Annotated in this window: 22 protein-coding genes and 1 pseudogene; 11 read left to right on the top strand and 12 right to left on the bottom strand. The window is 73.4% G+C overall.

From position 1 onward, the window contains the following. The first annotated feature begins 13 nt into the window (after window positions 1-13). Window positions 14-1,768 carry a bifunctional diguanylate cyclase/phosphodiesterase gene (locus F1C76_02025; GenBank protein ID QNG35544.1) on the top strand — a complete coding sequence of 585 codons (1,755 nt, stop codon included), beginning with the start codon at window positions 14-16 and terminating at the stop codon, window positions 1,766-1,768. On the opposite strand, the gene F1C76_02020 is transcribed toward F1C76_02025, so the two are convergent. Genes F1C76_02020 through F1C76_02010 form a run of 3 tightly spaced genes read right to left on the bottom strand, consistent with a single transcriptional unit; the run spans window position 1,749 to window position 4,469 of the window. Then, window positions 1,749-2,348 carry a dihydrofolate reductase gene (locus F1C76_02020; GenBank protein ID QNG35543.1) on the bottom strand — a complete coding sequence of 200 codons (600 nt, stop codon included), beginning with the start codon at window positions 2,346-2,348 and terminating at the stop codon, window positions 1,749-1,751. The genes F1C76_02025 and F1C76_02020 overlap by 20 nt on opposite strands. 29 nt (window positions 2,349-2,377) lie before the next feature. After that, complete coding sequence (locus F1C76_02015) at window positions 2,378-4,111, bottom strand: DUF429 domain-containing protein (GenBank protein ID QNG35542.1); 1,734 nt, start codon at window positions 4,109-4,111, stop codon at window positions 2,378-2,380. A 25-nt stretch (window positions 4,112-4,136) separates the two neighbouring features. Next, window positions 4,137-4,469, bottom strand: coding sequence for a VOC family protein (locus F1C76_02010; GenBank protein QNG35541.1), 333 nt, complete (start codon window positions 4,467-4,469; stop codon window positions 4,137-4,139). Between the two features lie 137 nt (window positions 4,470-4,606). Here F1C76_02010 and F1C76_02005 point away from each other — a divergent pair, with 137 nt between their 5' ends. The 3 genes from F1C76_02005 to F1C76_01995 all read left to right on the top strand — a co-directional run bounded on the left by F1C76_02005 (window position 4,607) and on the right by F1C76_01995 (window position 7,281). After that, window positions 4,607-4,909, top strand: coding sequence for a hypothetical protein (locus F1C76_02005; GenBank protein QNG35540.1), 303 nt, complete (start codon window positions 4,607-4,609; stop codon window positions 4,907-4,909). 181 nt (window positions 4,910-5,090) lie between these two features. Further along, window positions 5,091-6,203, top strand: a complete 1,113-nt coding sequence (locus F1C76_02000; GenBank protein ID QNG38943.1) for a DUF1524 domain-containing protein — start codon at window positions 5,091-5,093, stop codon at window positions 6,201-6,203. A 205-nt stretch (window positions 6,204-6,408) separates the two neighbouring features. Continuing rightward, entirely contained in the window at window positions 6,409-7,281 is an 873-nt protein-coding gene (locus F1C76_01995; protein ID QNG38942.1) for a matrixin family metalloprotease, read from the top strand. 375 nt (window positions 7,282-7,656) lie between these two features. Here the strand turns inward: F1C76_01995 and F1C76_01990 are convergent, their stop codons facing one another. Then, the gene (locus tag F1C76_01990) at window positions 7,657-8,184 is read right to left on the bottom strand and encodes a hypothetical protein (protein ID QNG35539.1); all 528 of its coding nucleotides are present in this window, start codon (window positions 8,182-8,184) and stop codon (window positions 7,657-7,659) included. Between the two features lie 117 nt (window positions 8,185-8,301). Here F1C76_01990 and F1C76_01985 point away from each other — a divergent pair, with 117 nt between their 5' ends. Further along, the gene (locus F1C76_01985) at window positions 8,302-10,998 is read left to right on the top strand and encodes a glucosidase (GenBank protein QNG38941.1); all 2,697 of its coding nucleotides are present in this window, start codon (window positions 8,302-8,304) and stop codon (window positions 10,996-10,998) included. Window positions 10,999-11,008: 10 nt separating this feature from the next. Here the strand turns inward: F1C76_01985 and F1C76_01980 are convergent, their stop codons facing one another. Genes F1C76_01980 through F1C76_01960 form a run of 5 tightly spaced genes read right to left on the bottom strand, consistent with a single transcriptional unit; the run spans window position 11,009 to window position 16,337 of the window. Then, window positions 11,009-11,845, bottom strand: a complete 837-nt coding sequence (locus tag F1C76_01980; GenBank protein ID QNG35538.1) for a class II fructose-bisphosphate aldolase — start codon at window positions 11,843-11,845, stop codon at window positions 11,009-11,011. A 5-nt stretch (window positions 11,846-11,850) separates the two neighbouring features. Then, the gene (locus tag F1C76_01975; protein ID QNG35537.1) at window positions 11,851-12,798 is read right to left on the bottom strand and encodes a DMT family transporter; all 948 of its coding nucleotides are present in this window, start codon (window positions 12,796-12,798) and stop codon (window positions 11,851-11,853) included. A 10-nt stretch (window positions 12,799-12,808) separates the two neighbouring features. Continuing rightward, entirely contained in the window at window positions 12,809-13,786 is a 978-nt protein-coding gene (locus F1C76_01970) for an N-acetylglucosamine kinase (protein ID QNG35536.1), read from the bottom strand. A 56-nt stretch (window positions 13,787-13,842) separates the two neighbouring features. Continuing rightward, window positions 13,843-15,006, bottom strand: coding sequence for an SIS domain-containing protein (locus tag F1C76_01965; GenBank protein QNG35535.1), 1,164 nt, complete (start codon window positions 15,004-15,006; stop codon window positions 13,843-13,845). Next, on the bottom strand, window positions 15,003-16,337 hold the full coding sequence (locus tag F1C76_01960) for a D-tagatose-bisphosphate aldolase, class II, non-catalytic subunit (GenBank protein QNG35534.1): 1,335 nt from the start codon (window positions 16,335-16,337) through the stop codon (window positions 15,003-15,005). The genes F1C76_01965 and F1C76_01960 overlap by 4 nt, the downstream gene beginning before the upstream one ends. A 60-nt stretch (window positions 16,338-16,397) precedes the next feature. Here F1C76_01960 and F1C76_01955 point away from each other — a divergent pair, with 60 nt between their 5' ends. Beyond that, window positions 16,398-17,144, top strand: a complete 747-nt coding sequence (locus F1C76_01955; protein ID QNG35533.1) for a GntR family transcriptional regulator — start codon at window positions 16,398-16,400, stop codon at window positions 17,142-17,144. A gap of 2 nt (window positions 17,145-17,146) precedes the next feature. Here the strand turns inward: F1C76_01955 and F1C76_01950 are convergent, their stop codons facing one another. Together F1C76_01950 and F1C76_01945 are read right to left on the bottom strand one after the other, a co-directional pair. Further along, window positions 17,147-18,061, bottom strand: a complete 915-nt coding sequence (locus F1C76_01950) for a hypothetical protein (protein ID QNG35532.1) — start codon at window positions 18,059-18,061, stop codon at window positions 17,147-17,149. Window positions 18,062-18,077: 16 nt separating this feature from the next. Then, window positions 18,078-18,870 (bottom strand): annotated as a pseudogene (locus F1C76_01945) (MerR family transcriptional regulator). A gap of 80 nt (window positions 18,871-18,950) precedes the next feature. Between F1C76_01945 and F1C76_01940 the strand changes: the two are divergent. Continuing rightward, window positions 18,951-19,259 carry a nuclear transport factor 2 family protein gene (locus F1C76_01940; protein ID QNG35531.1) on the top strand — a complete coding sequence of 103 codons (309 nt, stop codon included), beginning with the start codon at window positions 18,951-18,953 and terminating at the stop codon, window positions 19,257-19,259. A gap of 99 nt (window positions 19,260-19,358) precedes the next feature. Here F1C76_01940 and F1C76_01935 read toward each other — a convergent pair whose 3' ends face one another. Then, window positions 19,359-20,270, bottom strand: a complete 912-nt coding sequence (locus F1C76_01935) for an SDR family oxidoreductase (protein QNG35530.1) — start codon at window positions 20,268-20,270, stop codon at window positions 19,359-19,361. An 87-nt stretch (window positions 20,271-20,357) separates the two neighbouring features. Here F1C76_01935 and F1C76_01930 point away from each other — a divergent pair, with 87 nt between their 5' ends. The 4 genes from F1C76_01930 to F1C76_01915 all read left to right on the top strand — a co-directional run bounded on the left by F1C76_01930 (window position 20,358) and on the right by F1C76_01915 (window position 24,769). Next, on the top strand, window positions 20,358-20,921 hold the full coding sequence (locus tag F1C76_01930; protein ID QNG35529.1) for a TetR/AcrR family transcriptional regulator: 564 nt from the start codon (window positions 20,358-20,360) through the stop codon (window positions 20,919-20,921). Between the two features lie 332 nt (window positions 20,922-21,253). Beyond that, window positions 21,254-22,822, top strand: coding sequence for an ABC transporter substrate-binding protein (locus F1C76_01925; GenBank protein QNG35528.1), 1,569 nt, complete (start codon window positions 21,254-21,256; stop codon window positions 22,820-22,822). Window positions 22,823-22,892: 70 nt separating this feature from the next. Then, window positions 22,893-23,852: an ABC transporter permease gene (locus F1C76_01920; protein ID QNG35527.1), complete on the top strand. Its 960-nt coding sequence runs from the start codon at window positions 22,893-22,895 to the stop codon at window positions 23,850-23,852. Beyond that, the gene (locus tag F1C76_01915; protein ID QNG35526.1) at window positions 23,849-24,769 is read left to right on the top strand and encodes an ABC transporter permease; all 921 of its coding nucleotides are present in this window, start codon (window positions 23,849-23,851) and stop codon (window positions 24,767-24,769) included. The genes F1C76_01920 and F1C76_01915 overlap by 4 nt, the downstream gene beginning before the upstream one ends. The last annotated feature ends 12 nt before the right edge of the window (window positions 24,770-24,781 follow it).

Raw genomic sequence — 24,781 nt, 5'->3', positions numbered from 1 at the left:
CTGAAATGGGTCGGTGAAGCTGCTCCGCACGCCCGAGGTCGCCACACCCCGGGCGATGGCGGGCACCATCGCCGTCTTCTACGTCGTCGGCGGGCTGGCCGGACTGCTCATCACCTGGGGCGCAGACACCCGCGGCGCCCAGGAGGTCGCACTCCTGACGCTGTCCGCCACGGCCTTCGCCTGCGCGGTCGTCGTCCACCGCTGGGCGCGTGGCTGGCCGCGCTGGGCCTTCCACGTCGCCATCAGTTCCGCGGTGGTCCTGATCGCCGTCGCCGTCGTGCTGGCGCCGGACGCGGCCAGCGCGCTGGTGGTCGCCGCGTTGATGTCGTTCGTGGTCGTGGTCGGCTACCTGTTCTTCAGCCTCGTCGTCGGCACGGCCTACCTGGTGGGCGCCCTGGTGGCCGCGACACTCGCCCTCCACGTGCAGGGCGATGTGGCCCTCCCCACCGCGCTGGCCCTGCAAGCAGTGGTCGTCGCGCTGGGCACCGTCACCCGCAGCCTGGTGCTGCGCGCCTCGGGTGCCAGCCGCGACCCGCTCACCGACCTCAAGAACCGCCGCGGCTTCGACCAGGCCATGCAGGAACTGCTCGCCACCGGGGACGACGCCCCGCTCTCGGGCGCGCTGCTCGACCTGGACGGCTTCAAGGCGGTCAACGACACCCAGGGCCACGCCGCCGGGGACCTGGTGCTCCGCCAGGTCGCCGAGGCGTGGACGTCGGAGCTGCCGGCGGGGGCGGTGCTGGCCCGGCACGGCGGCGACGAGTTCGCGCTGCTGCTCCCCGGTCTGGCCGGCACCGAGGCCCTCGCCCTGGTGCGCGGGGTCTGCGCCCGGCACCCCGAGCTGCGGCTCTCGGTGGGGGTGGCCCAGCACGTGCCGGGGGAGAGCGCGGCCCAGCTGATGCGCCGCGCCGACCAGGCGCTCTACGCGGCCAAGGCCGCCGGGCGCGGCCGCTGCGAGCTGGAGGGCGGCGACGTCCCCCAGCTGGTCAGCGACCTGGCCGCCGCCGTCCGCGCCGGGGACGTGCACGTGTACTTCCAGCCCATCCAGCAGCTGGCCACCGACTCCGTCCTCGGCGTCGAGGCCCTGGCCCGGTGGAACCGACCCGGGGTGGGCCCGGTGCCGCCGGAGGAGTTCATCGCCCTCGCCGAGCGGCACCACCTCATCGGGGCGCTCGGTGAGCACGTGCTGCGCAGCGCCACCGGCCAGCTCGCCGACCTGTACGCCCGCACCGGCCGGCGGCTGCGCCTGGGCGTCAACGTGTCCGGACTGGAGCTCTGCGACCCCGGCTACCCCGAGCGCGTGCGGGCGATCCTCGCCGAGACCGGGTGGCCGGCCGCCGAGACCGTGCTCGAGGTGACCGAGAGTCTGCTGGACGCCGAGTCCACCGAGGCCGTCTGCGCGCTGGACACCCTCCGCGCCCAGGGCATCGTCGTCGCGATCGACGACTTCGGCACCGGCTACTCCTCGCTGAGCCGGCTGGACACCCTCCCGGCCGACGTCCTCAAGGTCGACTCCTCGTTCATCGCCACCATCACCACCTCACCGCGGCGGGCCCAGCTGCTGCGCAGCATCGTCGGGCTGGCCACCGGGCTGGGTCTGGACGTCGTCGCCGAGGGCGTGGAGAGCGCCGAGCAGGCAGCGCTGCTGGACACCCTGGGCTGCACCTACGGGCAGGGCTGGTTGTACGGCCCGCCGGCGCCGTTGGCCGAGGTGGTCGCGGGCCTCGGCTGGTCCGACGACGCGCAGGTCAGCGCGCCGCAGCCCTGACCGGGAACGACAGGTGGGTGACCCGGTCGCCCTGCAAGCACACCGTCGGGTCACCCAGCAGCACCGTGTCCAGGGGGACGTCTCCGAAGTACCGGCGTCCCGACCCGAGGACGACGGGCACCAGGTCCATGTCGACTCGGTCCAGCAGGCCCGCGGCCAGCGCCTGACCGGCGACCGTCCCGGCGGCCAGGCCGACGACGGCGTCCCCGGCGAGCTCCTGAGCCGTCGCGACCGCGTCCCCCAGGGAGGTCTCGAACGTCGTCGACGGGCCGGCCCACTGCCAGTCGAGCGGCGGCTCGTGGGTCAGGACGACGACCGGGACACCCAGCGGGTGCACCCCGTGCCAGCCGTCGGTCAGGTCGAACAACCGGCGCCCGACGACCAGCGCACCCAGCGACGCGCGCCACGTCGTCCAGTGGTCGGCGCTCGCCCGGCTCAGCCGGAACGGCGGGAGGTCCCCGGCGTTGGGCACCTCGACGTCCCCACTGCCGTACCAGTCGAAGAGGTGCCCGGGGGTGTCGTCGTCGTGGGCGATGAAGCCGTCCACGGACACCGATGCCGACGTCGTCACGATTCCCATGCGAGGAGGACCGGGCCGCGGCCCGGGACTCATCGCCCGGTGAGCTTCTCCAGCCTCGCCCGCAGCGCCGGCGCCCGGTGCGCGTTGCCGTGCAGCTCCACGTACCGCTCCCCGAACGCCGACAGCAGCGCGTCGTCGAGCCGGCGGACGGCGCCCGGCGGGTACCGGTAGCCCATCTTCTCGGCGATCGCGGCGTCGTCCGCCGTCCGGAGCACGTCACCCAGCTCCACCAGCGACGTCACGCCCAGCTCGAGGAGCAGGCCGGAGATCCAGTCGTAGTGGTCCGGGCGGGACCAGTCGGCGTCGGCGTACTGGCCGGCCAGGAAGGCGGCCAGCTCGCGGGGGGCGATGCGCGGGTCGTCGGGGTCCTCGTCCTCGGTGGCCTCGATCGCCGGGGCGCGCAGCCGCTCGCGGATCGCGGTGAACTCCTGGTCGGCGAGCTCCAGCAGGCCCGCGGCCAGGGTGAACCGGCGGTCGAACTCCGAGGCGTGCTCGGCGGGCACCGTGCCCTTGTAGCGGATGTCGTGCTCGAACTCGGCCCACGCGTGCTGCAGCACGGTGCGCACCTGGACCTGCACCCGCCGGTCGCGCAGCGCCGGCCACTCGTCGGCGCGGGCGGGGTCGACGGCGATCTGCAGGTGCCGGCTGGCGTAGCCGAACCGGCCCTCGCGTGCGGTCTGCGAGGCGAGGTCGCGGTCGTCGAGCACCACCACCTGCTCGGCGAGCAGCTCGGCCACCACGACGACGTCGCTCTGCACGTAGGTGATCACCCGGACGCCGATCACGTCGCCGATCTCGGTGGCCGGGTCGGCGTACAGCCGGACGCCGTCCATCTCCCGCGTCGCCTTCTCCGCGTAGGAGGCGATCGTCTTCGCCCGCCCGGTCACCGACAGGTAGTTGATCCCAGCCTCGTTGAGCAGACCGCTGACCAGGGCCAACGCCGATTCTGCAGCGGTGACGGTCTCCGGGTAGGTGTCGGCGTAGGCCTGGATGGCACGCGGCACCGGGTCCAGGTCGGGTGGGGGTGTGGCCTTCAGCGGCAGCAGGTCCGAGGGCAGGGTGGGGGTGACGATCGCGCCCGACGTCGCGTCGCCGTAGGTGGTCACGTCGTCCGGACGGCGGACGGCGATCCAACCCACGTACGCGCAGACGACCGCGTCGACCTGGTCCTCGACCACCCGCAGCTGCGACTTCTTCGTCGCCGTGACCACCTGGTCGCGCAGGTCGGCGAACAGCGAGCCCAGCTGCAGCTCCGACACCGCGGCCAGGTGGTCCATGAGCACGAGCAACTCGGCCTGCAGCTGGGGGAACTCCCGGCCCGGCTTGTTCTTGTACTTCAGCGTCTTGCCCAGCCGGAACAGCGAGACGGTCGCCGCGTGCGGGTAGACCTCGATGCCGCGCCGTTCCCGGCCCGAGCGGGGGTTCAGGTCCAGTCCGAGCCGACGGGCCAGCCGGCCGCCGCGGGTGTCGCCGTCGGTGAACTCGGGCTTGCCCTGGTTGGTCGGGTGCGCCCCGGCCTGGAACTTCGCGAAGTCGGCGTTGAGCTCCTTCTCGGCGTCCCGGTTGCCCGTCGCGTTGGTGACCAGCAGCGGTGCGTCGATGGCCACGATGCAGGGGCCGGCGACGAACGGGGCGAGCGCGGCCTCGATCTGCTCGTCGGTGCGGACGGCGGAGACGTGCACCAGCCGCCCGTCGTCGTCGAGCACCGCGAGCCCGGTGGGCGACTTGAACCCCCAGGCGAGGTCGATCCCGATGTGCTGCACGGGGGACAGCCTGCCTTGTCGGCGGTCAGGCTCCGGTCAGTACGACCCGGTTGCCGTCCGGGTCGGCCAGCTGCAGCAGCCGGGACGCCGTCGCCTGCTGGGGACCGTCGTGGTCGATCCCGGCCGCGGTCAGCGCCGCGACCACCGCGTCCAGGTCGTCGGTGGCCAGCGTGACGCCGGACCGCCCGGCCCGGTCGGCCTCGAGGAACACCTGGACGCCGCCGTCGGGCAGGTGCCACTCCAGCAGGCCGTCCATCGGGCGGGCGTCGGGGGCGCGGTCGAACAGGGTGGCGTACCAGCGCTCGGCGCGGTCCAGGTCGGAGACGGCGAGGCTGGCCAGTGCGTTCGTGATGGTCATCGGGCTCTCCTGTCGGTGGGGGTGTCCTCGGCTGGACTCCGTCGGGCCCACGGACTCATCGGTGAGGCGGGTGGGGCACCCGGGATGGCGATGCGTGTCGGACCGGCCTGTCGCCACCGAGACCCCGCAGGATCGCCGTGCTCGTCCAGAGAACAGTCACGGGGGAAACACCGCATGTCGTCCGATGCCGTCGAGGCACTGCTCACCGGCTTCGAGGCCGCGACACCCGGAACTCCCGCCCGCGCCGTCGCCGCCCGCGCCGCCCGGTTGGGGTTCGACGTCGTGCCACCGAACGGGAAGGCGAAGTACTTGCGGCTGGTCCGTGGAGGGGCCGGGCACGACGTCGTCCTGTACCTGGACGGGGCCAAGCTGAGCTCGAACGGGACCGCCGTGCGCCAGCAGGCGATGCAGGTGCCCGGCGCCGACGTCCGGGCCCGTGACGTGCACTTCCGCTTCGACACCGCGTTCCCCACCGAGGTGCTCGACGCCTTCGTCGTGATCGCCGACGGAGGTCGGGCGCCGCTGCCGGTGCCGGCTGCGCCTGTGGTGCCCTCATGGCCGCGGCACGTGGCACCGTCGGCGACCCCGGCCTCCTCTGCCGAGCCCAGACGTCCCCGTCGCATGAAGACGGCACTCCTCGCCGCGGTGGCCGCGATCGCCGTGCTGCTCGGCATCGGCGTCGCCGCCGGCGGGGACCCCGAGGTGGCGCCGACCGCCTCGACCGCCCCGACCAGCGCCGCGGCGCCCACCACCGACGTCGAGCTCGAGGCCGCCGCGGCGGACGAAGCAGCGGCCCTGGCGGAGACCGACGAGGGCACCGCCGCCACCCGCGACCCGGGGACCGGGCTGCTCAGCGACGCCGACGCCGCGTCGGTCGTGGCCGCCGCCGGTCCCACGACCGCTCTGGCCGCGCTCGCCGCCCTCCCGGTCCAGGGGCGCGCCCCCAAGACGGGCTACGAGCGGGACCTGTTCGGAGCCGGCTGGGTCGACACCGACCGCAACGGGTGCGACACCCGCAACGACGTCCTCGCCCGTGACCTCACCGGGGAGGCGTTCAAGGCCGGCACCCGGGACTGCGTCGTCCTCTCCGGCACCCTCGCCGAGCCCTACGCCGGGGTCACCCTGACCTTCCAGCGCGGCCAGGGCACCAGCGAGCTCGTCCAGATCGACCACGTCGTCTCGTTGTCCAACAGCTGGCAGACCGGCGCGCAGGGCTGGGACGACACCCGGCGGACCCAGTTCGCCAACGACCCGCTGAACCTGCTCGCCGTCGACGGTCGGCTCAACCAGCAGAAGGGGGACGGCGACACCGCGACCTGGCTGCCGCCGAACCGCTCCTACCGCTGCGACTACGTGGCCCGGCAGGTCGCGGTGAAGGTCAGTTACGGCCTGTGGACGACGCAGGCCGAGCACAACGCGATGGCGACCGTGCTCTCCAGCTGCCCCGACCAGCTGCTGCCCGACGGTGTCGTCGCGGTGCTCCCCGCGCCGGTCGCCACCGCGGCGCCCGGCACTCCTGCCCCGACCGCTGCCCCCCCGGACGACGACGGCTCCCGTCGTCCCGGCCCCGGCCCCGGCGCCCGCTCCGGCCCCGGTCACCACCGTGCCCCCGGCCCCGGCCCCGGCCCCCACCCCGGCCCCTGCCCCTGCTCCGGCGCCGGCTCCGGCGGGTGCCTACTTCGAGAACTGCGACGCGGCCCGCGCGGCGGGCGCGGCCCCGGTGTTCCGCGGTGACCCCGGCTACCGAGCCGGTCTGGACCGGGACGGGGACGGCGTCGGCTGCGAGTGACCGCAGCTCCTGCGGTGCATCCGGGACACTGAGGGCTCACGGGGGACGGGAGCAGCAGTGACCGAGCACGACAGCACGCAGCCGCTGCGTGTCTCGGCGTCCGGGCGCGTGCCGCAGTGGGTGCTCGACGAGGCCGAGGGCCGGGTCCCGATGGGGGTCACCGGCCGCGACTGGTTCGCAGACGAGCCCCTCCCGCTGCCGCCCAGGAAACGGCGTCGCGGTCGGACCGTGCTTGCGCTGGTCGTGCTCGTCGCCGTCGTCACCGGGGTGGTGCTCTACGACCGGTCGACGGTGACGGCGCCGCCGACCGCCGCCCCCGAGGCCGTCACCGAGCAGCCGGCGGCCCCCAGCGACTTCCCGACCCCCGGCGTCGGCGCCGCGGACGCGCCGCTCGGCGCCCCGCCCGAGGCACCCGACAGCGACTCCTTCGCCTTCGTCACCCTGCAGGCCGACGACACCACCCCGGTCGCCTACGACCCCTGCCGGCCGGTCGACGTGGTGGTCAACCTGGACGGCGCCCCGGTCGGCGCGGAGGCGATGGTGCAGGACGCGCTGGTGCGGATGCAGGACACCACCGGGCTGCAGTTCCGCTTCGAGGGCGTCACCGACGAGCTGCCCAGCGATGCCCGCCCGGTCTTCCAGCCCGACCGGTACGGCGACCGCTGGGCGCCGGTGCTGGTCGGCTGGCGCACCCCCGAGCAGCTGCCGGCGCTGGCCGGGGACGTCGCCGGCCTGGGCGGCAGCGCCTGGGCGGCGCCGGCCGACGGCACCCGGGTCTACGTCAGCGGCAACGTCACCCTCGACGGCCCCGAGTTCGCCTCGCTCGTCGAGACCGACCGGGGCGCGGCGATCGCCCGCTCGATCCTGCTGCACGAGCTGGGCCACGTCGTCGGCCTGCAGCACGTCTGGGACACCCAGCAGCTCATGTACGCCACCACCCGGGGCGGCCTGCTCGACTTCGCCGAGGGCGACCTCGCCGGCCTCGCCCGCCTGGGCGCAGGGGAGTGCGTGCCCCAGCTCTGACGCCTCCTGGCGGTTGATCATGGGGTCCTCGCCGGTGGACGCGCGGGCGTTCGGCGCGTCCCTGGCAACAACCCCATGATCACCACGAGGGGTGGAGGTGGGCTCGATCGCCAGGCTGACGGTGTAAGGCCGTTTGGTAGAACTCCTGGTGAACTCCGCACCGGAGCGCGATCCAGGGAGAGGACCCCGGCATGGCCAAGGACAAGAAGGACAAGAGCAAGGCCGGCAAGAAGGCGGGCAAGAAGGTCGACAAGGCCACCGACAAGCTCAAGGCGAAGGCCAAGCAGCTCAAGGTGAAGGCCAAGGGCAAGAAGGCCAAGGCCAAGAAGAAGTAGTGGCCGTCGCGGCCCCGCCCCGTGCGGGGCCGCACACCGCTCAGTCGGTCGGCATCCCCAGCGCCAGCCGCACCCGGCTGCGCACGCTCGTGAGCCGGGCCAGCTCCTGCTCGTCCAGCTCGTCGTCGGCCAGCAGCGCCGCGCGGGTCATCCCGATCGCCGTCCAGCGGTGCGCCTGGGGCAGGTCCCCGGCCAGCTCGTAGACCTCCGCCGCCATCGCGCAGTCCCCGACGCCGGGGCTGCTGCGGCGCAGCTCGTCCGCGGCGCCCGCCGCCTCCTCGGTCCGCCCGGCGGCCAGCAGCACCGCGACCATCGGCACCCGGACGTCGGGGTACGTCACCCCGTCCGCGGCCAGCGCCCGCCGGAACACCGCCAGCGCGCCGTCGGTGTCCCCGGCGAGGTCGTGCTGCCAGCCCGCCGCCGAGAGCAGTTCCGCCGTCGTCGGCTCGTCGTCGGGGTGCACCTCCTCGGCCCAGGCCAGCAGCTTCTCGGCCAGCACCCGGTGCTCGTCGGGGGAGCGGTGCCCCTCGAGCTCTTCGACGTCTTCGTGTGTCAGGGGTGCGCGCACGACGCCGACCCTAGGCGTGACGTCGCCCGCTTCCCGCCCGGCGTCTACGAGACCGACACACCGGCGTGACACCGTGTCGGCGTGTCTGCCCGAACCCCGAAGCCCGCCGACGTCCCCGTGGCCCCGCCACCGGGCCCGCAGGACGCCGTCGCGCCCCGCAGCGCCGAGCACGCGCGGCTGGCCGAGTCCGCCGACATGAACGCGCCCTGGCGGCACTGGGGCCCCTACCTCGCCGGCCGGCAGTGGGGCACCGTCCGCGAGGACTACTCCGCCGACGGCGACGCCTGGGCCGGGTTCCCCTTCGACCACGCCGTGGCCCGCGCCTACCGCTGGGGCGAGGACGGGCTGGGCGGGTTCTGCGACCGCTACGGGTTCCTCAACTTCTCCGTCGCGCTGTGGAACGGCAAGGACCCGATCCTCAAGGAGCGGCTGTTCGGGCTGACCAACGACGAGGGCAACCACGGCGAGGACGCCAAGGAGCACTGGTGGGCCGTCGACGGCACCCCCACGCACTCCTGGGTGCAGTGGCTCTACCGCTACCCGCAGGCCGAGTACCCCTACGCGAAGCTCCGCGAGGAGAACCGCAAGCGCTCGCGCATGGAGCGGGAGTACGAGCTGTCCGACACCGGCGTGCTCGACGAGGACCGGTTCTTCGACGTCCAGGTCAGCTACGCCAAGGCCTCACCGGACGACGTCTGCATCACCGTCAGCGCCACCAACCACGGGCCGGACGCCGCCCCGCTGCACCTGCTGCCGCAGGTCTGGTTCCGCAACACCTGGTCCTGGGGCGGGGACAAGCGCCAGGGCCACCTCACCCAGCTGCTCGCCCCCACGCTGACGGCGTCCGGGCTGGAGGCCGTCGAGGCCGAGCACGGGTTCCTCGGCCGCTACGTGCTCGCCGCCGAGGGCGACCCGCAGGTGCTGTGCTGCGACAACGAGACCGACTCCGTCCGGCTGTTCGGCGACCGCCGCAACGCCTCGAAGTACCCCAAGGACGGGATCAACCGCCGGGTCGTCCACGGCGACAAGTCCGCGATCAACCCCGCCGACTCCGGCACGAAGGCCGCGTTCTGGTACCAGTGGGACGCCGTCCAGCCGGGCGAGACCGTCACCGTCAAGCTCCGGCTGACCCAGGCCGAGCCGGTCGACGGCATGTTCGGGCCGGAGTTCGACCAGGTCTTCACCCAGCGCAAGGCCGAGGCCGACGACTTCTACGACACCGTCATCCACCCCGGCCTGTCCGCCGACGACCGGCACGTGGCCCGCCGCGCCTACGCCGGCCTGCTGTGGACCAAGCAGCTGTACCGCTTCGACGTCAGCCAGTGGCTCGACGGCGACCCCGACGTCCCCGCCCCGGCCGACCGGTCGAAGAAGGGACGGCGCAACACCACGTGGCGGCACGTCGCGTTGGCCGACGTCATCTCCATGCCCGACGAGTGGGAGTACCCCTGGTTCGCCGCCTGGGACACCGCCTTCCACACCATCCCGCTGGCCCACGTCGACCCCGACTTCGCCAAGGAACAGCTCGTGCTGATGTGCCGCGAGTGGGCGATGCACCCCAACGGCCAGCTGCCGGCCTACGAGTGGGCCTTCGGCGACGTCAACCCGCCGGTGCACGCCTGGGCCGCCTGGCACGTCTACCGGATCGACGGCTACCGCGACCGCGAGTTCCTCATCCGGGTGTTCACCAAGCTGCTGCTGAACTTCTCCTGGTGGGTCAACCGCAAGGACGCCGACGGGTCCAACGTCTTCGAGGGCGGCTTCCTCGGGATGGACAACATCGCGCTGTTCGACCGCTCCGCGCCGCTGCCCCCGGGCTACCGGCTGGAGCAGTCCGACGCGACGAGCTGGATGGCGTTCTACTGCCAGCAGATGTTCAAGATCGCCCTGGAGCTGTCCCGGTACGACAAGGCCTGGGACGGCACCGCCACCAAGTTCCTCGAGCACTTCTTGTCCATCGCCGAGGCGATGAACGCCTTCGGCTCGCACGAGGTGTCGCTGTGGGACGAGGAGGACGGCTTCTTCTACGACGTCCTCGTCGCCCCCGACGGCACCCCGCAGCCGATGCGGGTGCGCTCGATGGTCGGCCTGCTGCCGATCCTCGGCGTCACCGACGTGCCGCACTGGATCACCCAGGAGGTCCCCGACGTCACCGAGCGGCTGCGCTGGCTGCAGCGTCGTCGTCCCGAGCTGGTGACGCCGTTGCGCAGCCGGTCGGCCCCCGAGGGTCGCAAGATGCTGCTCTCGCTGGTGGACAAGGACCGGCTCGAGCGCATCCTCACCCGGATGTTCGACACCGAGGAGTTCCTCTCCCCGTTCGGCATCCGCTCGCTGTCGAAGTCCACCGGTGAGGTGATCGCCAAGGTCGGCGGCCGGGACGCCCGGATCGAGTACGAGCCGGGGGAGTCGCGTACCGCGCTGTTCGGCGGCAACTCCAACTGGCGCGGGCCGGTGTGGTTCCCGGTGAACGTGCTGCTGGCGGACAAGCTGCGCACCCTGGGCCGGCACTACGGCGACTCGTTCACCATCGAGCTGCCCACCGGTTCGGGCAACCACTGCACCCTGGTCGACGCCGCGGACCTCATCGACAACGGGTTGACCGCGCTGTTCCGCCCCGTCGACGGCAAGCGCCCGGCCGACGGCGACCGGATCGAGTCCTCGGACTCCCCGCTGTGGTCGGTGCACCCCACCTTCAGCGAGTTCTTCGACGGCGACACCGGCGAAGGACTGGGCGCCACCCACCAGACCGGCTGGACCGCGCTGGTCGCGCACCTGCTCAACCCCCGCCTGCCCCCCGACCCCCGCTGGTCCTGACCGAGGCGGCTCAGGCGGTGCGGTAGAGCTCGAGGAGGCGCTGGGCCTCGGCGCCGGCGGCGCGGGCACCGGCGGTGGTCCAGCGGCGGGTGTCGACCAGGGTGGGCTCGGCGGCGAGCACCCGGCGGACCTCGGCGGTGAAGACCCGGTTGAGGTGGGTGGCCACGTTGACCTTCACGATCCCGGCCGCGACGGCGGCGACGAGCCCGGCGTCGGACACCCCGGACGAGCCGTGCAGCACCAGCGGCACCGGGACGGCGGCGGCCAGCCGGGCGACGAGCTCGACGTCCAGCCGGGCGTCCCGGTCGGCCATGGCGTGCGAGGAGCCCACGGCGACGGCGAGCAGGTCGACCCCGGTCGCGGCGACGAACGCGGCCGCCTCGGCGGGGTCGGTGCGGGCCGTGGGGTGGTGGGCGCCGTCCTTGCCGCCGACCTCGCCGAGCTCGGCCTCCACGTCGACCCCGGCCGACCGGCAGGCACTGACGACCCCGGCGGTGGCGGCCAGGTTCTGCTCGTAGGGCAGCCGCGAGCCGTCGTACATCACCGAGCTGAAGCCCAGGTCGACCGCGGCCGAGACCAGGTCGACGTCCTCGGCGTGGTCCAGGTGCACCGCGACCGGCACGTCCGAGCCACGGGCCAGCGCCAGCACCCCGGCGGCGTAGGCGGTGAGCCCACCGTGGTGGGCGACCGCGTTCTCCGACAGCTGCAGGACGACGCCGACGCCGGCCTCGCGGGCGGCGGACTCGTAGGCCCGGGCCTGCTCGAGGTGGACGACGTTGAACGCGCCGAGCCCCCGCCCGCGACGACGTGCGTCGCGGGCGAGGGCGGCGGTGGAGACCTGGGGCACGGAGGTCAGACCCTGAGGCCCTGGTCCTGGACGACGGCCCCGTCGGTGACCGCCTCCCCGCGCTTCTCGTCGCTGTAGACCATCAGCGTGGAGCCCACGAGGGCCAGCACGATGCCGATCGCGGCGGTCGGCGAGGGCAGCGTCTGGTAGATCACCAGCGACAGCAGGATGGTCAGCACCGGGGCCAGCGCGTTGGTCGTCGGCGCCACGATCGAGGCCTTGCCGCGGGACAGCGCCATCACCAGGAACAGCGCGCCGACGGCGTTGAGCAGCTGGGTGCCGGCGGCCAGGGTCGGGGCCTGCCACGGGGCGCCGGAGGGCAGCCCGCCCATCATCACGATCGCGACGGGCACCAGGACCAGGCCGCTGATGGTCATCCAGCCGAAGGTGGTGCCGTCGTTGACCCCGACGGTGGCGGCCTTGCGCATGAAGTAGGCCTGCACACCCCACGCGACGCAGACGCCGACGGCCATGAGCAGCCAGGCGCCCCGGCCCTCGGTGCCGTCGCCGGAGCTGATGCTGAACATGACGACGGCGACCAGGGCCAGCCCGACGCCGATCATCGGCAGCCGGCTCAGCCGCTCGCGCAGCAGGACGACGGCCATGAGCACGGTGATCGCCGGGGACAGCGCGATGACCGGGAAGATGATGTAGGCCGGGCCGAGGGTGAGGGCCTTGAACAGCAGCAGCTGGCCGCCGGCGCCGGTGAGCCCCACGAGCAGGCCGTACCGCATCGCGACCGGCCGCTTGTCCCAGGTGCTGCCGCGCAGGGCGAAGAACGCCGGGATGAGCATGGTGAACGCCCAGATGACGTAGACCATCTCGTCGGGGTAGCCGTAGGTGGCGGTGGGCAGGCTGGAGAACGCGCCCCACACCCCCCAGGACAGCACGAGCAGTCCGGCGTAGGTGATCCAGCTCCGGTTGGTCCCGGTGCGGGCAGTGGTGGTCGACATCGGTGTCTCCTCAGGCAACTGCGGGGGTGGGGTGGGCGGACAGCCGGGCGACGGCGTCCTGGTCGACCGGGTGTCCGGCCAGCCGGGCGGCGTGCAGGGCAGCGCCGAGATCGGGGGCGAGCAGGGGGCGGCGCAGGTCGACCGGGTCGCCCAGGTCGTGCAGCCGGCGGGAGAACGCGGCCAGCAGCGGCTCGGCGTTCAGCGCGCCGCCGGAGTAGGAGACCGGCATCGGCTCCCCGGCCGGCCAGCCCAGCCGGAAGCGGGTGGCCGACACCAGCAGCGCCAGCTCGGCACCGGCCCGCTCGACGATCGCCGCGCACACCCGGTCACCGGCCTCGGCGGCGGCCACGACCGGGCGGCACAGCGCGGCGATCCGGCCGCGGTCGCCGTGCCACCGGTTGAGGACGACGTCGACGAGGTCGAGGTCGGCCGACAGCTCCAGGTGCTCGCGCAGCACGCTGAGCAACGGGCCGGCCTCCTCGCGGCCGTCGGCCATCCGGGAGAAGGCGGCCAGGCCCTCGCGGGCGATCCAGTAGGCCGAGCCCTCGTCGCCGAACAGCTCGCCCCACCCGCCGACCCGCGCGCCCTGGCCGGCCCGCTCGCCGTAGGTCATCGAGCCGGTCCCGCTGATCACGTTGACCCCGTCGACGGCACCCAGCGACCCGGCCCAGCCGGCGACCATGTCGTTGTCGCAGCGGTACCGGTCGTGGCCGAGCACGCGGGAGGGGACGGCGTCCAGCAGTGGCACGTCGCCGCTGGCCTCGCCGTAGCCGGGCATCCCGAAGAAGGCGTACGCGACGTCGGCGGGGGTGCCGCCGGCGTCGGCGCAGACCTCGCGCACGGCCGGGGTGAGCACCTCGGCGACCAGCTCGATGCCGGAGGCGAAGTAGTAGATGGAGGGTGCGGTCCGGCGGGCCAGCACCCGGCCGGTGCCGTCCACCAGGCACAGCGCGGTCTTGGTCCCGCCGCCGTCGACGCCGAGGTACACGAGGGGTCCTCTCCGGCGACGTCGTCGTCGCCCGGGGTGAGTGGGGGTGGTGCGGGTCAGTCGGCGAGCGGGTGGACGGTCACGCCCTGCACGACGCGGTTGACCTCGCCGTCGGGGAAGGGGTTGTCCGGCGTCCGGCCGATCGCCAGCGAGCTGGCCAGGCCCATCAGCTGGGGGACCGGTGCGGCGGCGACGGCCAGGACGACGTCCCCGAGCCCGGCCAGCCCGGGGACGGCGATGCGCGGCCCGTCGCCCAGTGCGGGGTCGGCCTCGGCGTCGCCGTCGACCACGTAGACCTGCCCGGCGCCGAGCTGGGCACGCAGCTCGCGCACCAGGTCCAGGTCGTAGGCGCGGGTGTAGCGGTCGGTGGACAGGTAGACCACGACCACGGTGGCGTCGTCCAGCACCGCCTTCGGGCCGTGCCGGAACGCCAGCGGGCTGTCCGCGGTGACCGTGATGGCACCGGTGGTGAGCTCCAGCAGCTTCAGCGCGGACTCCTCGGCCAGGCCCTTGAGCGAGCCGCTGCCGAGGTAGACCACCGACCGGGGGCCGGCCGCGGCGAGGGCGTCCACGACCGGTCCGGCCTCGGCGACCACCGCCCGGCCGGCGGCCACGAGGCGGTCGACGCCGTCGCCGGGCAGGTCACCGCCCAGGGCCAGCGCCGTCCCCAGCACCATGCAGGTGAAGCTGGAGGTCATCGCGAACCCGCGGTCGTTGGACGCGGCGGGCATCTGCAGCACCAGCGAGCGGGGGGCGCCGGTGTGGTCGCGGGCCAGTCGGCCGTCGGCGTTGCAGGTGACCACGAGGTGGTGCACCTCGGTGAGGCACTGCTCGGCCAGCCGGGTGGCGGCCACGGACTCCGGGCTGTCCCCGGAGCGGGCGAAGGACACCAGCAGGGTGGGGACGTCGACCGGGAAGGACTCCCGCGGCGCGGAGACCAGGTCGGTGGTGGGCACCGCCTCGACCACCCGGCCCAGCTGACGGGACAGCGCCGGGGCGAGCACCTGACCGGCGAAGGCCGACGTGCCGGCCCCGGTGAGCACGACCCGCAGCCGGGGCTGGGCCAGCAGCGGGGTCAAGAAGGTGTCGATGTCAGCCCGGCGGCCGGCCACGATCTCGGCCACGTCGCGCCACAGGTCGGGCTGCTGGGCGATCTCCCGGGAGGTGGCGCCGGCGCCGGCCAGCTCGAGGTCGGGCAGGGTGTCGAGCACGGTGGTCATCGGGTCTCCCGGGTGGCGGTGGAGGGGGCTGTGCCGCAGGCGGTGGCGTAGCCGCGCAGCACGTCGCGGACGGCGTCGACGACGAGGGCGAGCGGGTCGGCGTCCAGGGCGCCGGCGCGGACGCGGGCGTGCTGCACGGGCAGGTGCGCCGACAGCAGCGGCAGCGGGACGTCGTGGCGGCGCAGGTTGGCCAGCAGCGCGTCGGCGGCGGCCTCGACGCGGGGGTCGGGCCAGTAGTAGCGGGCCCGGTCGCTGTAGGAGTAACGGCGGGCCAGCTGCTGGGCGGCGGCGTCCCCGTCGTAGTAGCCGCGCCAGTGGTCGGGCTGGTCGAGCATCACCTGCTCGAGCACCTCGGGCAGCCGGGCCTGCTCGTCGGCCGGGACGAGCTCGCGCTCGACCTCGGACAGGGCGAACAGGGCCTCGCGCATGGCGAAGGTCAGCCACGGCCCGACCTTGAGCACCGCCCAGTGGTCGGCGACGAGCTCGGTGAGCGCCTCGACGGTCTGGTAGTCGGTGGAGTGGGCCTCGAAGACCATCCCGGGCTCGTCGGCGAGCACCTCGCGCAGGGCGGCGGTGCGGTCGCTGCGGTAGTCCACGACCTGCAGGGCGTCGAACTCGACCCCCGGCTGGACGACCAGCCCCATCACCTGGGGCCAGACGTCGGCCAGGCCGCGGGCGGCGAAGGCGGCCCGGTGTGCGGCCAGGGTGGCGCGGGCGGCGTCGGCGTCGGTGGGCACCAGGTCGTGCAGGGCGTGGTCGGCGCCGCCGGGCACCGGCACCTCGGTGCCGACGACGTAGCGCAGCTCGCCGGTGGCGCCGACCTCGGCAGCCGTCGCCTCGGCCACGGCCAGCAGGTCGGCGGCCCGCTCGGACACCAGCTCGTCGGTCAGCGGGGTCGGGTCGCCGGCGCAGGGGTAGGAGCAGTCCAGGTGGATCTTGGTGAACCCGGCGCGCACGTAGGCGGCGACCAGGTCGCGGGCCTGCGCCATCGCCTCGGCGGCCGGCAGCGAGCGCCACCGGTTGGTGCCCAGGTGGTCCCCGCCCAGCAGCACCCGCTCGCGGGGCAGGCCGCACCGGTCGGCGAGGGAGTGCACGGCGTCGCGGAAGTCGGCCGGGCGCATGCCGGTGTAGCCGCCGTGCTGGTCGACCTGGTTCGAGGTCGCCTCGACCAGGACGACGGTGTCGTCGTCCGCGGCCTGGCGCAACGCGGCCTCCAGCACCCACGGGTGCGAGGAGCACACCGAGGTGATGCCCCGGGCGGTGCCGTCGTGCTGGGCGGCCACCAGGTCGTCGAGGACGGCGGCCGTCGGGCGGGTGGTGGTCTGTGTCACGGCAGCGACGCTAGGTCGGGTCCACTGGACCGTTGACGGTCTTACTGGTATGAAACTGGTATGCCGCTTGGGAGCCTGCTCGCCGAGGGTCAGTCGCTGCCGGCCTGGACGGCCGACCGGTTGTGGTCCGACGTCGTCGCCGGGCGGGCCAGGTCAGGCGACCGGTTGCCCAGCGAGCGGGCGTTGGCCGAGCGCTACGGGGTCAGCCGGGTGACCGTGCGCAGCGCGCTGGGCGACCTCGCCGGGCGTGGTCTGGTGTCGGTCTCCCCGGCCCGTGGGTGGACCGTCGAGGTCGACACCGGACCGGTGGCCGACGACGTCGGGCACACCGTGCAGGGGTTCGCCGACTACGCAGCCGAGCGGGGTCTGGCCGCCCGCAGCGCCGTGCTCGCCCAGGGCACCCGGGCCGCCACGATGGTCGAGGCCGAGCGGTTGCAGGTCGCGCCGGGCTCCCGGCTCTTCGCCATGCGCCGGCTGCGGTTCCTGGACGACGTCGTCGTCGCCCTGGAGGTCAACCGGCTCCCGCTCGCGCTGTGCCCGGCGCTGGCGACCACTGACTTCCACCACGCGTCGCTGTACGCGACGCTGCGCCGCAACGACCCGCCCCAGCTGCCCCGGGTGGCCGACTACTCGGTGGAGGCCCGGTACGCCGACGCCGAGGAACGCGCCCTGCTCGAGATCGAGGGCGAGGTGCCGATGCTGGTCGCCGACCAGCTCACCTACAACCAGCAGGGCCGCGCCCTGGAGTGGACCACCCAGGTCTTCCGCGGCGACCGCTACCGCTTCCGCGCCTCCATCACCGACTGACCTCAGCCGAGGGGGTCGGTGACGCCGTCGGTGCAGGCCAGGGCGGCGACGTCCCAGCCGGCCCGGGTGGCGCCGGCGGTGTAGGCGGCCTCGTAGAAGGCGAGGACGGCGGCGCGGGGGTCGGGTGCGGTCCGGGCGACGTCGTAGGGCAGGACGGCGAGGTGGCTGCCGCCGCGGGCCAGCCAGGACGCGCCCTCCGGCAGCGGCTCGGTCTCCAGGCCGGCGGGCTCGGGGGCGGTGTAGGAGTAGAAGGCCGGGTCGGGGTAGGAGGCGTCGCCGAACCAGAAGCCCGAGCTGACGACCTCGCGGGAGTAGGCCTCCCGGGTGACCGGGTCGGCGGCCGGCAGGTCGACCACCCGGTCGGAGAAGCGGGTGACCGCGATGTCGAAGGTGTGCCAGAAGTGGTGCACCGGGCTGGTCTTGCCGCTGAACCCGCCGGCGAACTCCTCCAGCACCAGGTTGACCTGGCTGAGCACCTGGAAGTACCGGGTGACGGCAGCGGCGTCCCAGCTCGCGTGCTCGGTGTCGGCGGAGAAGGGCCGGTCGGCGTCGGGCAGGTCGAAGGGGTGCGCGTCGGTGATGTCGACGTCGATGCCCAGCTCGGCCAGCGCGGCGACCAGACCCGCGTGCACGTCGGCGACGGAGCGGCCGAGCAGCGAGGACGACACCCGCCGTCCCTCGATCGTGCTGACGTCCAGCCGGTGGTCGAGCAGGTCGAGGTCGACGGTGAACGTCGGGTCCAGGCCCATCGGGCGGGTGGTGATGCCGCGGCCGGACAGGTGGAAGGGCACGTTCCACCAGTGGTTGCGGCGTGGGCTGGCCAGCAGCCGCACCCGGCCGACGACCTGGGCGACGCGGTGCACGGTGGCCAGCGTGTCCGACCAGCCGGCGTAGGGGATCGGGGGGAACAGCTCCATGCGGCCCCACCCTGGCCTAACCGGCCGAGACCCGGAAGACGGGTCGGGCGATCTCGGTCCGCCAGGCGGCGGCGTCCGGGGTGTCCCGTGGGCCCACCAGGTGGGTCTCGCGGACCGGGCCGTCGACGGCGAGCGCGTGCTCGGCCACCCAGCGGCCCAGTTCGCCGTAGGTGACGTCGATGGTGTCGTGGTCACCGACGTGCGTGCGGACGGCGAGGTCGGCCGCCGGCACCTCCCGGGGCCGCACCCGACCGGTCGTCGGCGCGCGGTCGGCGGGCACGTGCACCACGAGCTGCCCGCGTCCGACGGTGAACATCGCGTCGTCCACCAGCACCCCAGGCGGTCCGGCGGGTGCGGGGACGGCGGCGTCCAACTCGGCCATCGCCCCGGCGTAGAACACCAGCACGTCGGCCAGGTCGACGTCGTCGGCGACCGCGGCCACCGTCGTCGCCGGCACCGAGCGCAGCTCCACCTCCACCGGGCCCGGGTCCAGCAGGCGCTGCAGCGAGGCGACCGCGGCCGTCGTCCGGGCGAGCTGGGCCTGCAGCCGGTCCAGGTGCTCGGCCACCCGGGCGGCCCGCACCGGCCGGGTCGGGTGAGGTCAGCACCGCCCGGACGTCGTCCAGCGGCAGGTCCAGTGCGCGCAGCTGGTGGATGACCTGCGCGGTGGGGACCTGCTCGGGGGAGTAGGAGCGGTAGCCCGTCACGGGGTCGACGCGGGCGGGCTCGAGCAGGCCTGCGTCGTGGTACCGGCGCAGCGTCCGGATGCTCAGGTGCGTCACGCCCGCGAACTCCCCGATGCCCATCACGCCGCCGACTCTGCACCCTCTCCCCGGGGGAGACACCAGCGTGTTGACCCGGTCGTGGGGGGAGCCCGCACGGTGGCCGCATGACCGAACTCCCCACCCCCGTCACCGCCCACCTCGCCGCCCCCGCGATCGACCAGTTCACCGAGGACGCCGTCGTCACCGACGAGGGACGCACCCACGTCGGCCGGGACGCCGTCGCCACCTGGCTCGCCCGCTCGGCCTCGGAGTGGACGTTCACCACGACGTTCACCGGCGCCGTCCGGGACGACGACGACCACTGGACGGTCACCCAGCACCTGGAGGGCGACTTCCCCGGCGGCGTGGTCGACCTGGCCTACCGGTTCACGCTGCGCGGCGAGCTGATCGCGGGGCTTCACATCGCCCCGTGACGCCGCGGCCGCGGGCGAGAGTGCAGTTACGGTCGCCAGCGCCGGCGGGTCGCACCGTGTCGACGACCGCACCTGCACTCTCGTCGACGGGGGCCGGGGTCAGCGGGTGTAGCGGCCGGCGTCCAGGTCCTCGACGATCGTGGGGTGGGTCGGCGTCCAGCCGAGCAGCTCCTGCGTCCGGGCCGAGGACGTCGGGCTGTCCAGGGACAGCAGACCGCCGAGGAACCCGAACCGGGCGTCGGCGTCCGCCGCCGGGATCGAGGTGACCGGCAGCCCGGTGGCGCGCCCGATGGCCGCAGCGATGTCGCGGACGGGCACGCCCTCCTCGGCGACCGCGTGCAGCACCGAGCCGGCCGGTGCCTGCTCCAGGGCCAGCCGGAACAGCCGGGCGGCGTCGGTCCGGTGCACCGCGGGCCAGCGGGCGGCGCCGTCCTCCACGTAGGCCGAGCTGCCGCTCTGCCGGGCGGCGGCGACCAGGGCGGGCAGGAACCCGTTGTCGCCCTCGGCGTGCACCGACGGGGACAGCCGCACGACCACCGAGCGCACCCCGCGGTCGGCGGCCTCCAGGGTCAGCTGGGCGGTGTGGTGCCGGGCCAGCACGCCCTGCGGGTCGCCCTCGACGACCCGGCCGTCGTCCTCGGTGGCCAGCCGCCCCGGGGTCAGCCCGAGCACCCCGGAGGCGATGACCAGCGGGCGGTCCGACCCGGCCAGTGCGTCGATGAACACCTGGACCGCGGCACGGTCGGCGTCCGCGGCCGCGGCGCCCTGCCCGCTGAACGTCAGGTCGTGCTTGAACGCCAGGTGGACGACGGCGTCGGCCTGCTCGGCGCCGGTCCGCAGCACTCCGAGGTCGTCCAGCGACCCGGTGAGCACGGCGGCGCCGGCTGCGGTGAGGGCCTGGGCGGAGGCCTCGGACCGGGCCAGGCCGGTGACCCGGTGGCCGGCGGCGAGGAGCTCGGGGACGACGGCGGAGCCGATCCAGCCGGACGCGCCGGTGACGAGGACGTGCATGGGAGGTACCTCCGGACGAGGGATGACAGTGACTGTCATGGACGCTAGCACCAGATGTCAGTCACTGTCATCGGTAGCCTCGCCCTCATGGGTCGCTGGGCACCGGACGCGCGCGGGCGGCTCATGCAGGCTGCGATGGAGCTCTACGTCGAGCACGGCTACGACCGGACGACGACGGCCGACATCGCCGAGCGGGCCGGGTTGACCGAGCGGACCTACTTCCGGCACTTCGCCGACAAGCGCGAGGTGCTCTTCGACAGCACCGGCGAGCTCGAGGCCCTGGTGGTCGCCGCGGTGGTCGCCGCACCCGCGGACGAGGCGCCGTTGCCGGCGGTCGCCGCCGGGCTGCACGCCGGGGGGCTGCTGCTGGACTCCTTCGGCGCGGACGCCCGCCGGCGCGCCGCCGTCGTCACCTCCCACCCCGAGCTGCGCGAGCGCGAGCTGCAGAAGATGGCGGCGCTGGCCCGTGCCGTCGCCGGGGCGCTGGGGGAGCGCGGTGTCGCCGAACCGGCTGCCACGCTGGCCGCCGAGACCGGCGTGACGGTCTTCCGGCTGGCCTTCGACCGGTGGGCGGGCGACCCGGCCGGCCCCGACCTGCCCCGGGTCATCACCGAGCTCCTCGCCCAGCTGCGCGCCGTCGCCACCGACTGACGCCCGCCCGGCTCCCGGGGCTGACGAGAAGGGCGTTTGTCGCCACGGGAGGGGTGGGGTTCGTGGGGCGGGTGGGATCGGTTCCAGGGGCGCTCGGGGGCTGAGGCGCAGGTCAGCGATCCGGATGGCCGACGCAACCAAGACGTTACAAACGTAACGAGCAGCAGCCTCTTGGCTGTCCTTGTAATGAACGCTACGGTCCCCTCACCCGAACGAGCGATGGCCGAGGTGATCCCTCCGCAGCTCGTCCGGAGGGCCCGGCGCACCCCCCAGCACGTCTCTCGGCACACCTCCCACCCACCCGCGTCGCGGGCAGATCGACGAGGACAGTCATGACACGCAGAACCCGAACCAGGTCCGCCGCGATCGCCGTCGTCGCGGCCGTCGCGCTCACCGCCTGCGGGGGCGGGAGCGACAGCTCCAGCGCCGGCGGCGGCAGCTCCGAGCCGGTCATGGGGGGTGACCTGACCATCGCCCGTGCCGCGGACGCCATCTCGATGGACAAGACGACGACGTTCGACAACAACTCGATCTACGTGATGCAGCAGATGATGCAGCCGCTGTTCACCGTCAGCGAGGACGGCTCGACCGTCGAGCCGCTGCTGGCCACCGGCTACGAGGTCAGCGAGGACCAGCTGACCTACACGATCACGCTGCGCGACGACGTCACCTTCTCCAACGGCGACCCGCTGACCGCCGAGGACGTGAAGTTCTCCCTCGACGAGAACACCGCCACCGGCGCCGACGGCTGGGGCTTCGTCAACGCCGCCATCGACACCGTCGAGGCCGTGGACGACCAGACCGTCTCGATCACCGTGAAGTACCCCTGGGCCCCGCTGATCGCCGACCTGTCGATCTTCGCCAACGCGATCATCCCGGCCGACTACGACGGCCAGACCGCCGAGCAGTTCTACGAGGCCCCGGTCGGCACCGGCCCCTTCGTCTGGGACGAGTGGCAGCGCGGGCAGTACCTGACGCTCACCGCCAACGACTCCTACTGGGGCGAGGACGGCCCCTACCTGGACAGCGTGACCTGGACCGTCGTCCCGGACGCCAACACCCGCAAGCTGCAGCTGCAGGGCGGCCAGATCGACATCGACGACACCCCGGACTGGTCCAGCTTCGAGTCGCTGTCCACCACCCCGGGCGTCACGGCGACCGCGTTCCCGTCCACCCGGATGGACTACATCGCCTTCAACCAGCAGGTGGAGCCCTTCCAGGACGTCCACGTGCGCCGGGCTATCGCCTTCGCCATCGACCGCGAGTCGATGGTCGACGCCGTCCTCTACGGCAACGGCGAGCCGGCCAACTCCCTGCTGAGCCCGGGCACCCCGTACTACGACGAGAGCGTCGAGGGCCCGACCTTCGACCTGGACGAGGCCCGTGCGGAGATGGCGCAGTCCAGCGTCCCGGACGGCTTCTCCACCAGCCTGCTCATCGCCTCCGGTGACCCCAACCAGGCCTCGGTCGCCCAGATCATGCAGTCCCAGCTCGCCGAGCTCGGGATCGACATGGAGATCCGCCAGCTCGAGCCGACCGCCAACAAGCAGGCCCGGCTGGCCTCGGACTTCGACATGACGATCTCCGCCTGGACCATGGACATCCCGGACCCCGACCAGTGGACCTCCTTCGCGGTGGACCCCGAGGGCGGCTCGCACTCCGCCTTCACCTACTGGGACGACCCGGCCGTGATCGAGCTCAACCAGCAGGCGCAGCGCGAGATCGACGAGGGCACCCGCCAGGACCTGTACACCCAGATCCAGGAGCAGGCCGGCGAGAGCGCCTTCCTCGCCTACCTCTACTACTCGCCCTACGCCTACGCGATGACCGACGCCGTCCAGGGCTTCCAGGTCACGCCGCTGGGCAACTACCCGCTCGCCGAGGTCTACAAGACCGAGTGAGTCCACGCCCCGGGGGCGGCCTGCGCGCCGCCCCCGGGGCACCCCCCGGCCTCACCGAGGAGGTGGGCACGTGTTCGACCGGCTCCGGTTCGTCCCGATCAGGCTGCTGCAGTCCATCCCGGTGGTGTTCGGGGTGACGATCGTCGTCTTCTTCATGGTCCACCTGCTCCCGGGCAACCCCGCCCTGGTGCTGCTGGGCCAGTCCGCCACCCCCGAGCGGGTCGCGGCGCTCAACGAGCAGCTCGGCCTCAACGAGCCCCTGTTCGACCAGTACCTGCGCTTCCTGGGCAACCTGGTCCAGCTCGACCTCGGCCAGAGCATCACCTACCAGCGACCGGTGACCGAGCTGGTCGCCGACGCCGTCCCGATCACGCTGTCGCTGCTGGCCTACGCGCTGGTGCTCTCGCTGGTGATCAGCATCCCGCTGGCCGCCGTGGCCGCCAGCGCCCCCGGCCGGGTCCGGGACGCCGCCGTCCGGGCGTTCACCCTGCTCGGGCAGGGCATGCCGCAGTTCTGGGTCGGCATCATGCTCATCCTGCTGCTGGGCGTGAAGGCCCAGGCCTTCCCGGTCGGCGGCTACGGCAAGACCCCCGGCGAGCACCTCTACTACCTGTTCCTCCCGGCGCTGACGCTGGCGATCGCCATGTCGCCGACGACCATCCGCAGCCTGCGGGCCTCCACCATCGCGGTGCTGGGCTCGGACCACGTGGGGACGGCGCGGAGCAAGGGCGCCGCCGGCGTCCCGCTGTTCCGCCAGCACGTGCTGCGCAACGCGGCGATCCCGACCGTGTCGATCATCGGGGTCAACCTGGGCTACCTCGTCGGTGGCTCCCTGGTGATCGAGAAGGTCTTCGCCGTCCCTGGCCTGGGCTCGCTGATGGTGAACGCGATCTTCGCCCGCGACTTCCCGACCATCCAGGCCGTCGCGCTGGTGGTCGCGCTGTTCGTCGTCGTCGTCGGCATCCTCACCGACGTCGTCTACACCGCCATCGACCCCCGTGTGGACCTCGCCTCCAAGGAGCGCGCATGACGACGACACCCGCCCCGCCGGCGGTGGACGCGGTGCAGGCCGAAGCGGACGCCGAGGTCACCCCGGCCGACGCCGGCCGCCCGGTCCGCTCCCGCAAGCTCAAGCCCTGGTACCGCAACGGCACCCTCGTGGTGGGTCTGGTCATCACCGGCCTGCTGGTGCTGACGGCGGTCTTCGCGCCGCTGCTGGCGCCCTACGACCCGGTCAAGCAGAACCTGCAGGACGCCCTGCAGGACCCGAGCTCGGCGCACTGGCTGGGCACCGACAAGTACGGCCGCGACGTGCTGTCCCGGCTGATCTGGGGTGCCCGGGTCGACCTGCGGATCGGCTTCCTCGCCGTCCTCATCCCGTTCGTCGTCGGCACCGTGGTCGGGGCGCTGGCCGGCTACTTCGGCGGCTGGTTCGACACCGTCGTCATGCGCGTGGTCGACGTGTTCTTCGCCTTCCCGTTCTACGTGCTGGTCATCGTGCTGGTGTTCGTCCTGGGCGCGGGGGAGAGCAGCATCTACCTGGCGATCGCCGCGGTCTCCTGGGTCGCCTACGCCAAGATCATGCGCGGGGAGCTGCTGGTCGCGAAGAAGCAGGACTACGTCATCGCAGCGCGGCTGGGCGGGATGAGCCACGGCCGGATCCTGCTCAAGCACATCGCCCCGAACGTGATGAGCCAGGCGCTGATCTACGCGATGAGCGACATCGTCATGGACATCATGGCGATCGTCACGCTGGGCTACCTGGGCCTGGGCATCGCCCCGCCGACCGCCGAGTGGGGCTCGATGATCCTCGACGGCCAGGAGTTCATCACCACCCAGTGGCTGCAGGCGACCATCCCCGGCCTGGCCGTGGTGGTCACCAGCCTGGGCCTCTCGCTGCTCGGCGACGGCCTCTCCGACCACCTCTCCCCGGAGCGCCGGAAGTGACCGTCATCGAGA

Source organism: Geodermatophilaceae bacterium NBWT11 (assembly GCA_014218215.1).
Taxonomy (GTDB): domain Bacteria; phylum Actinomycetota; class Actinomycetes; order Mycobacteriales; family Geodermatophilaceae; genus Klenkia.
Note: the sequence above shows the minus strand (reverse complement) of the source record. Positions and strands in the feature narration are given on the sequence as shown.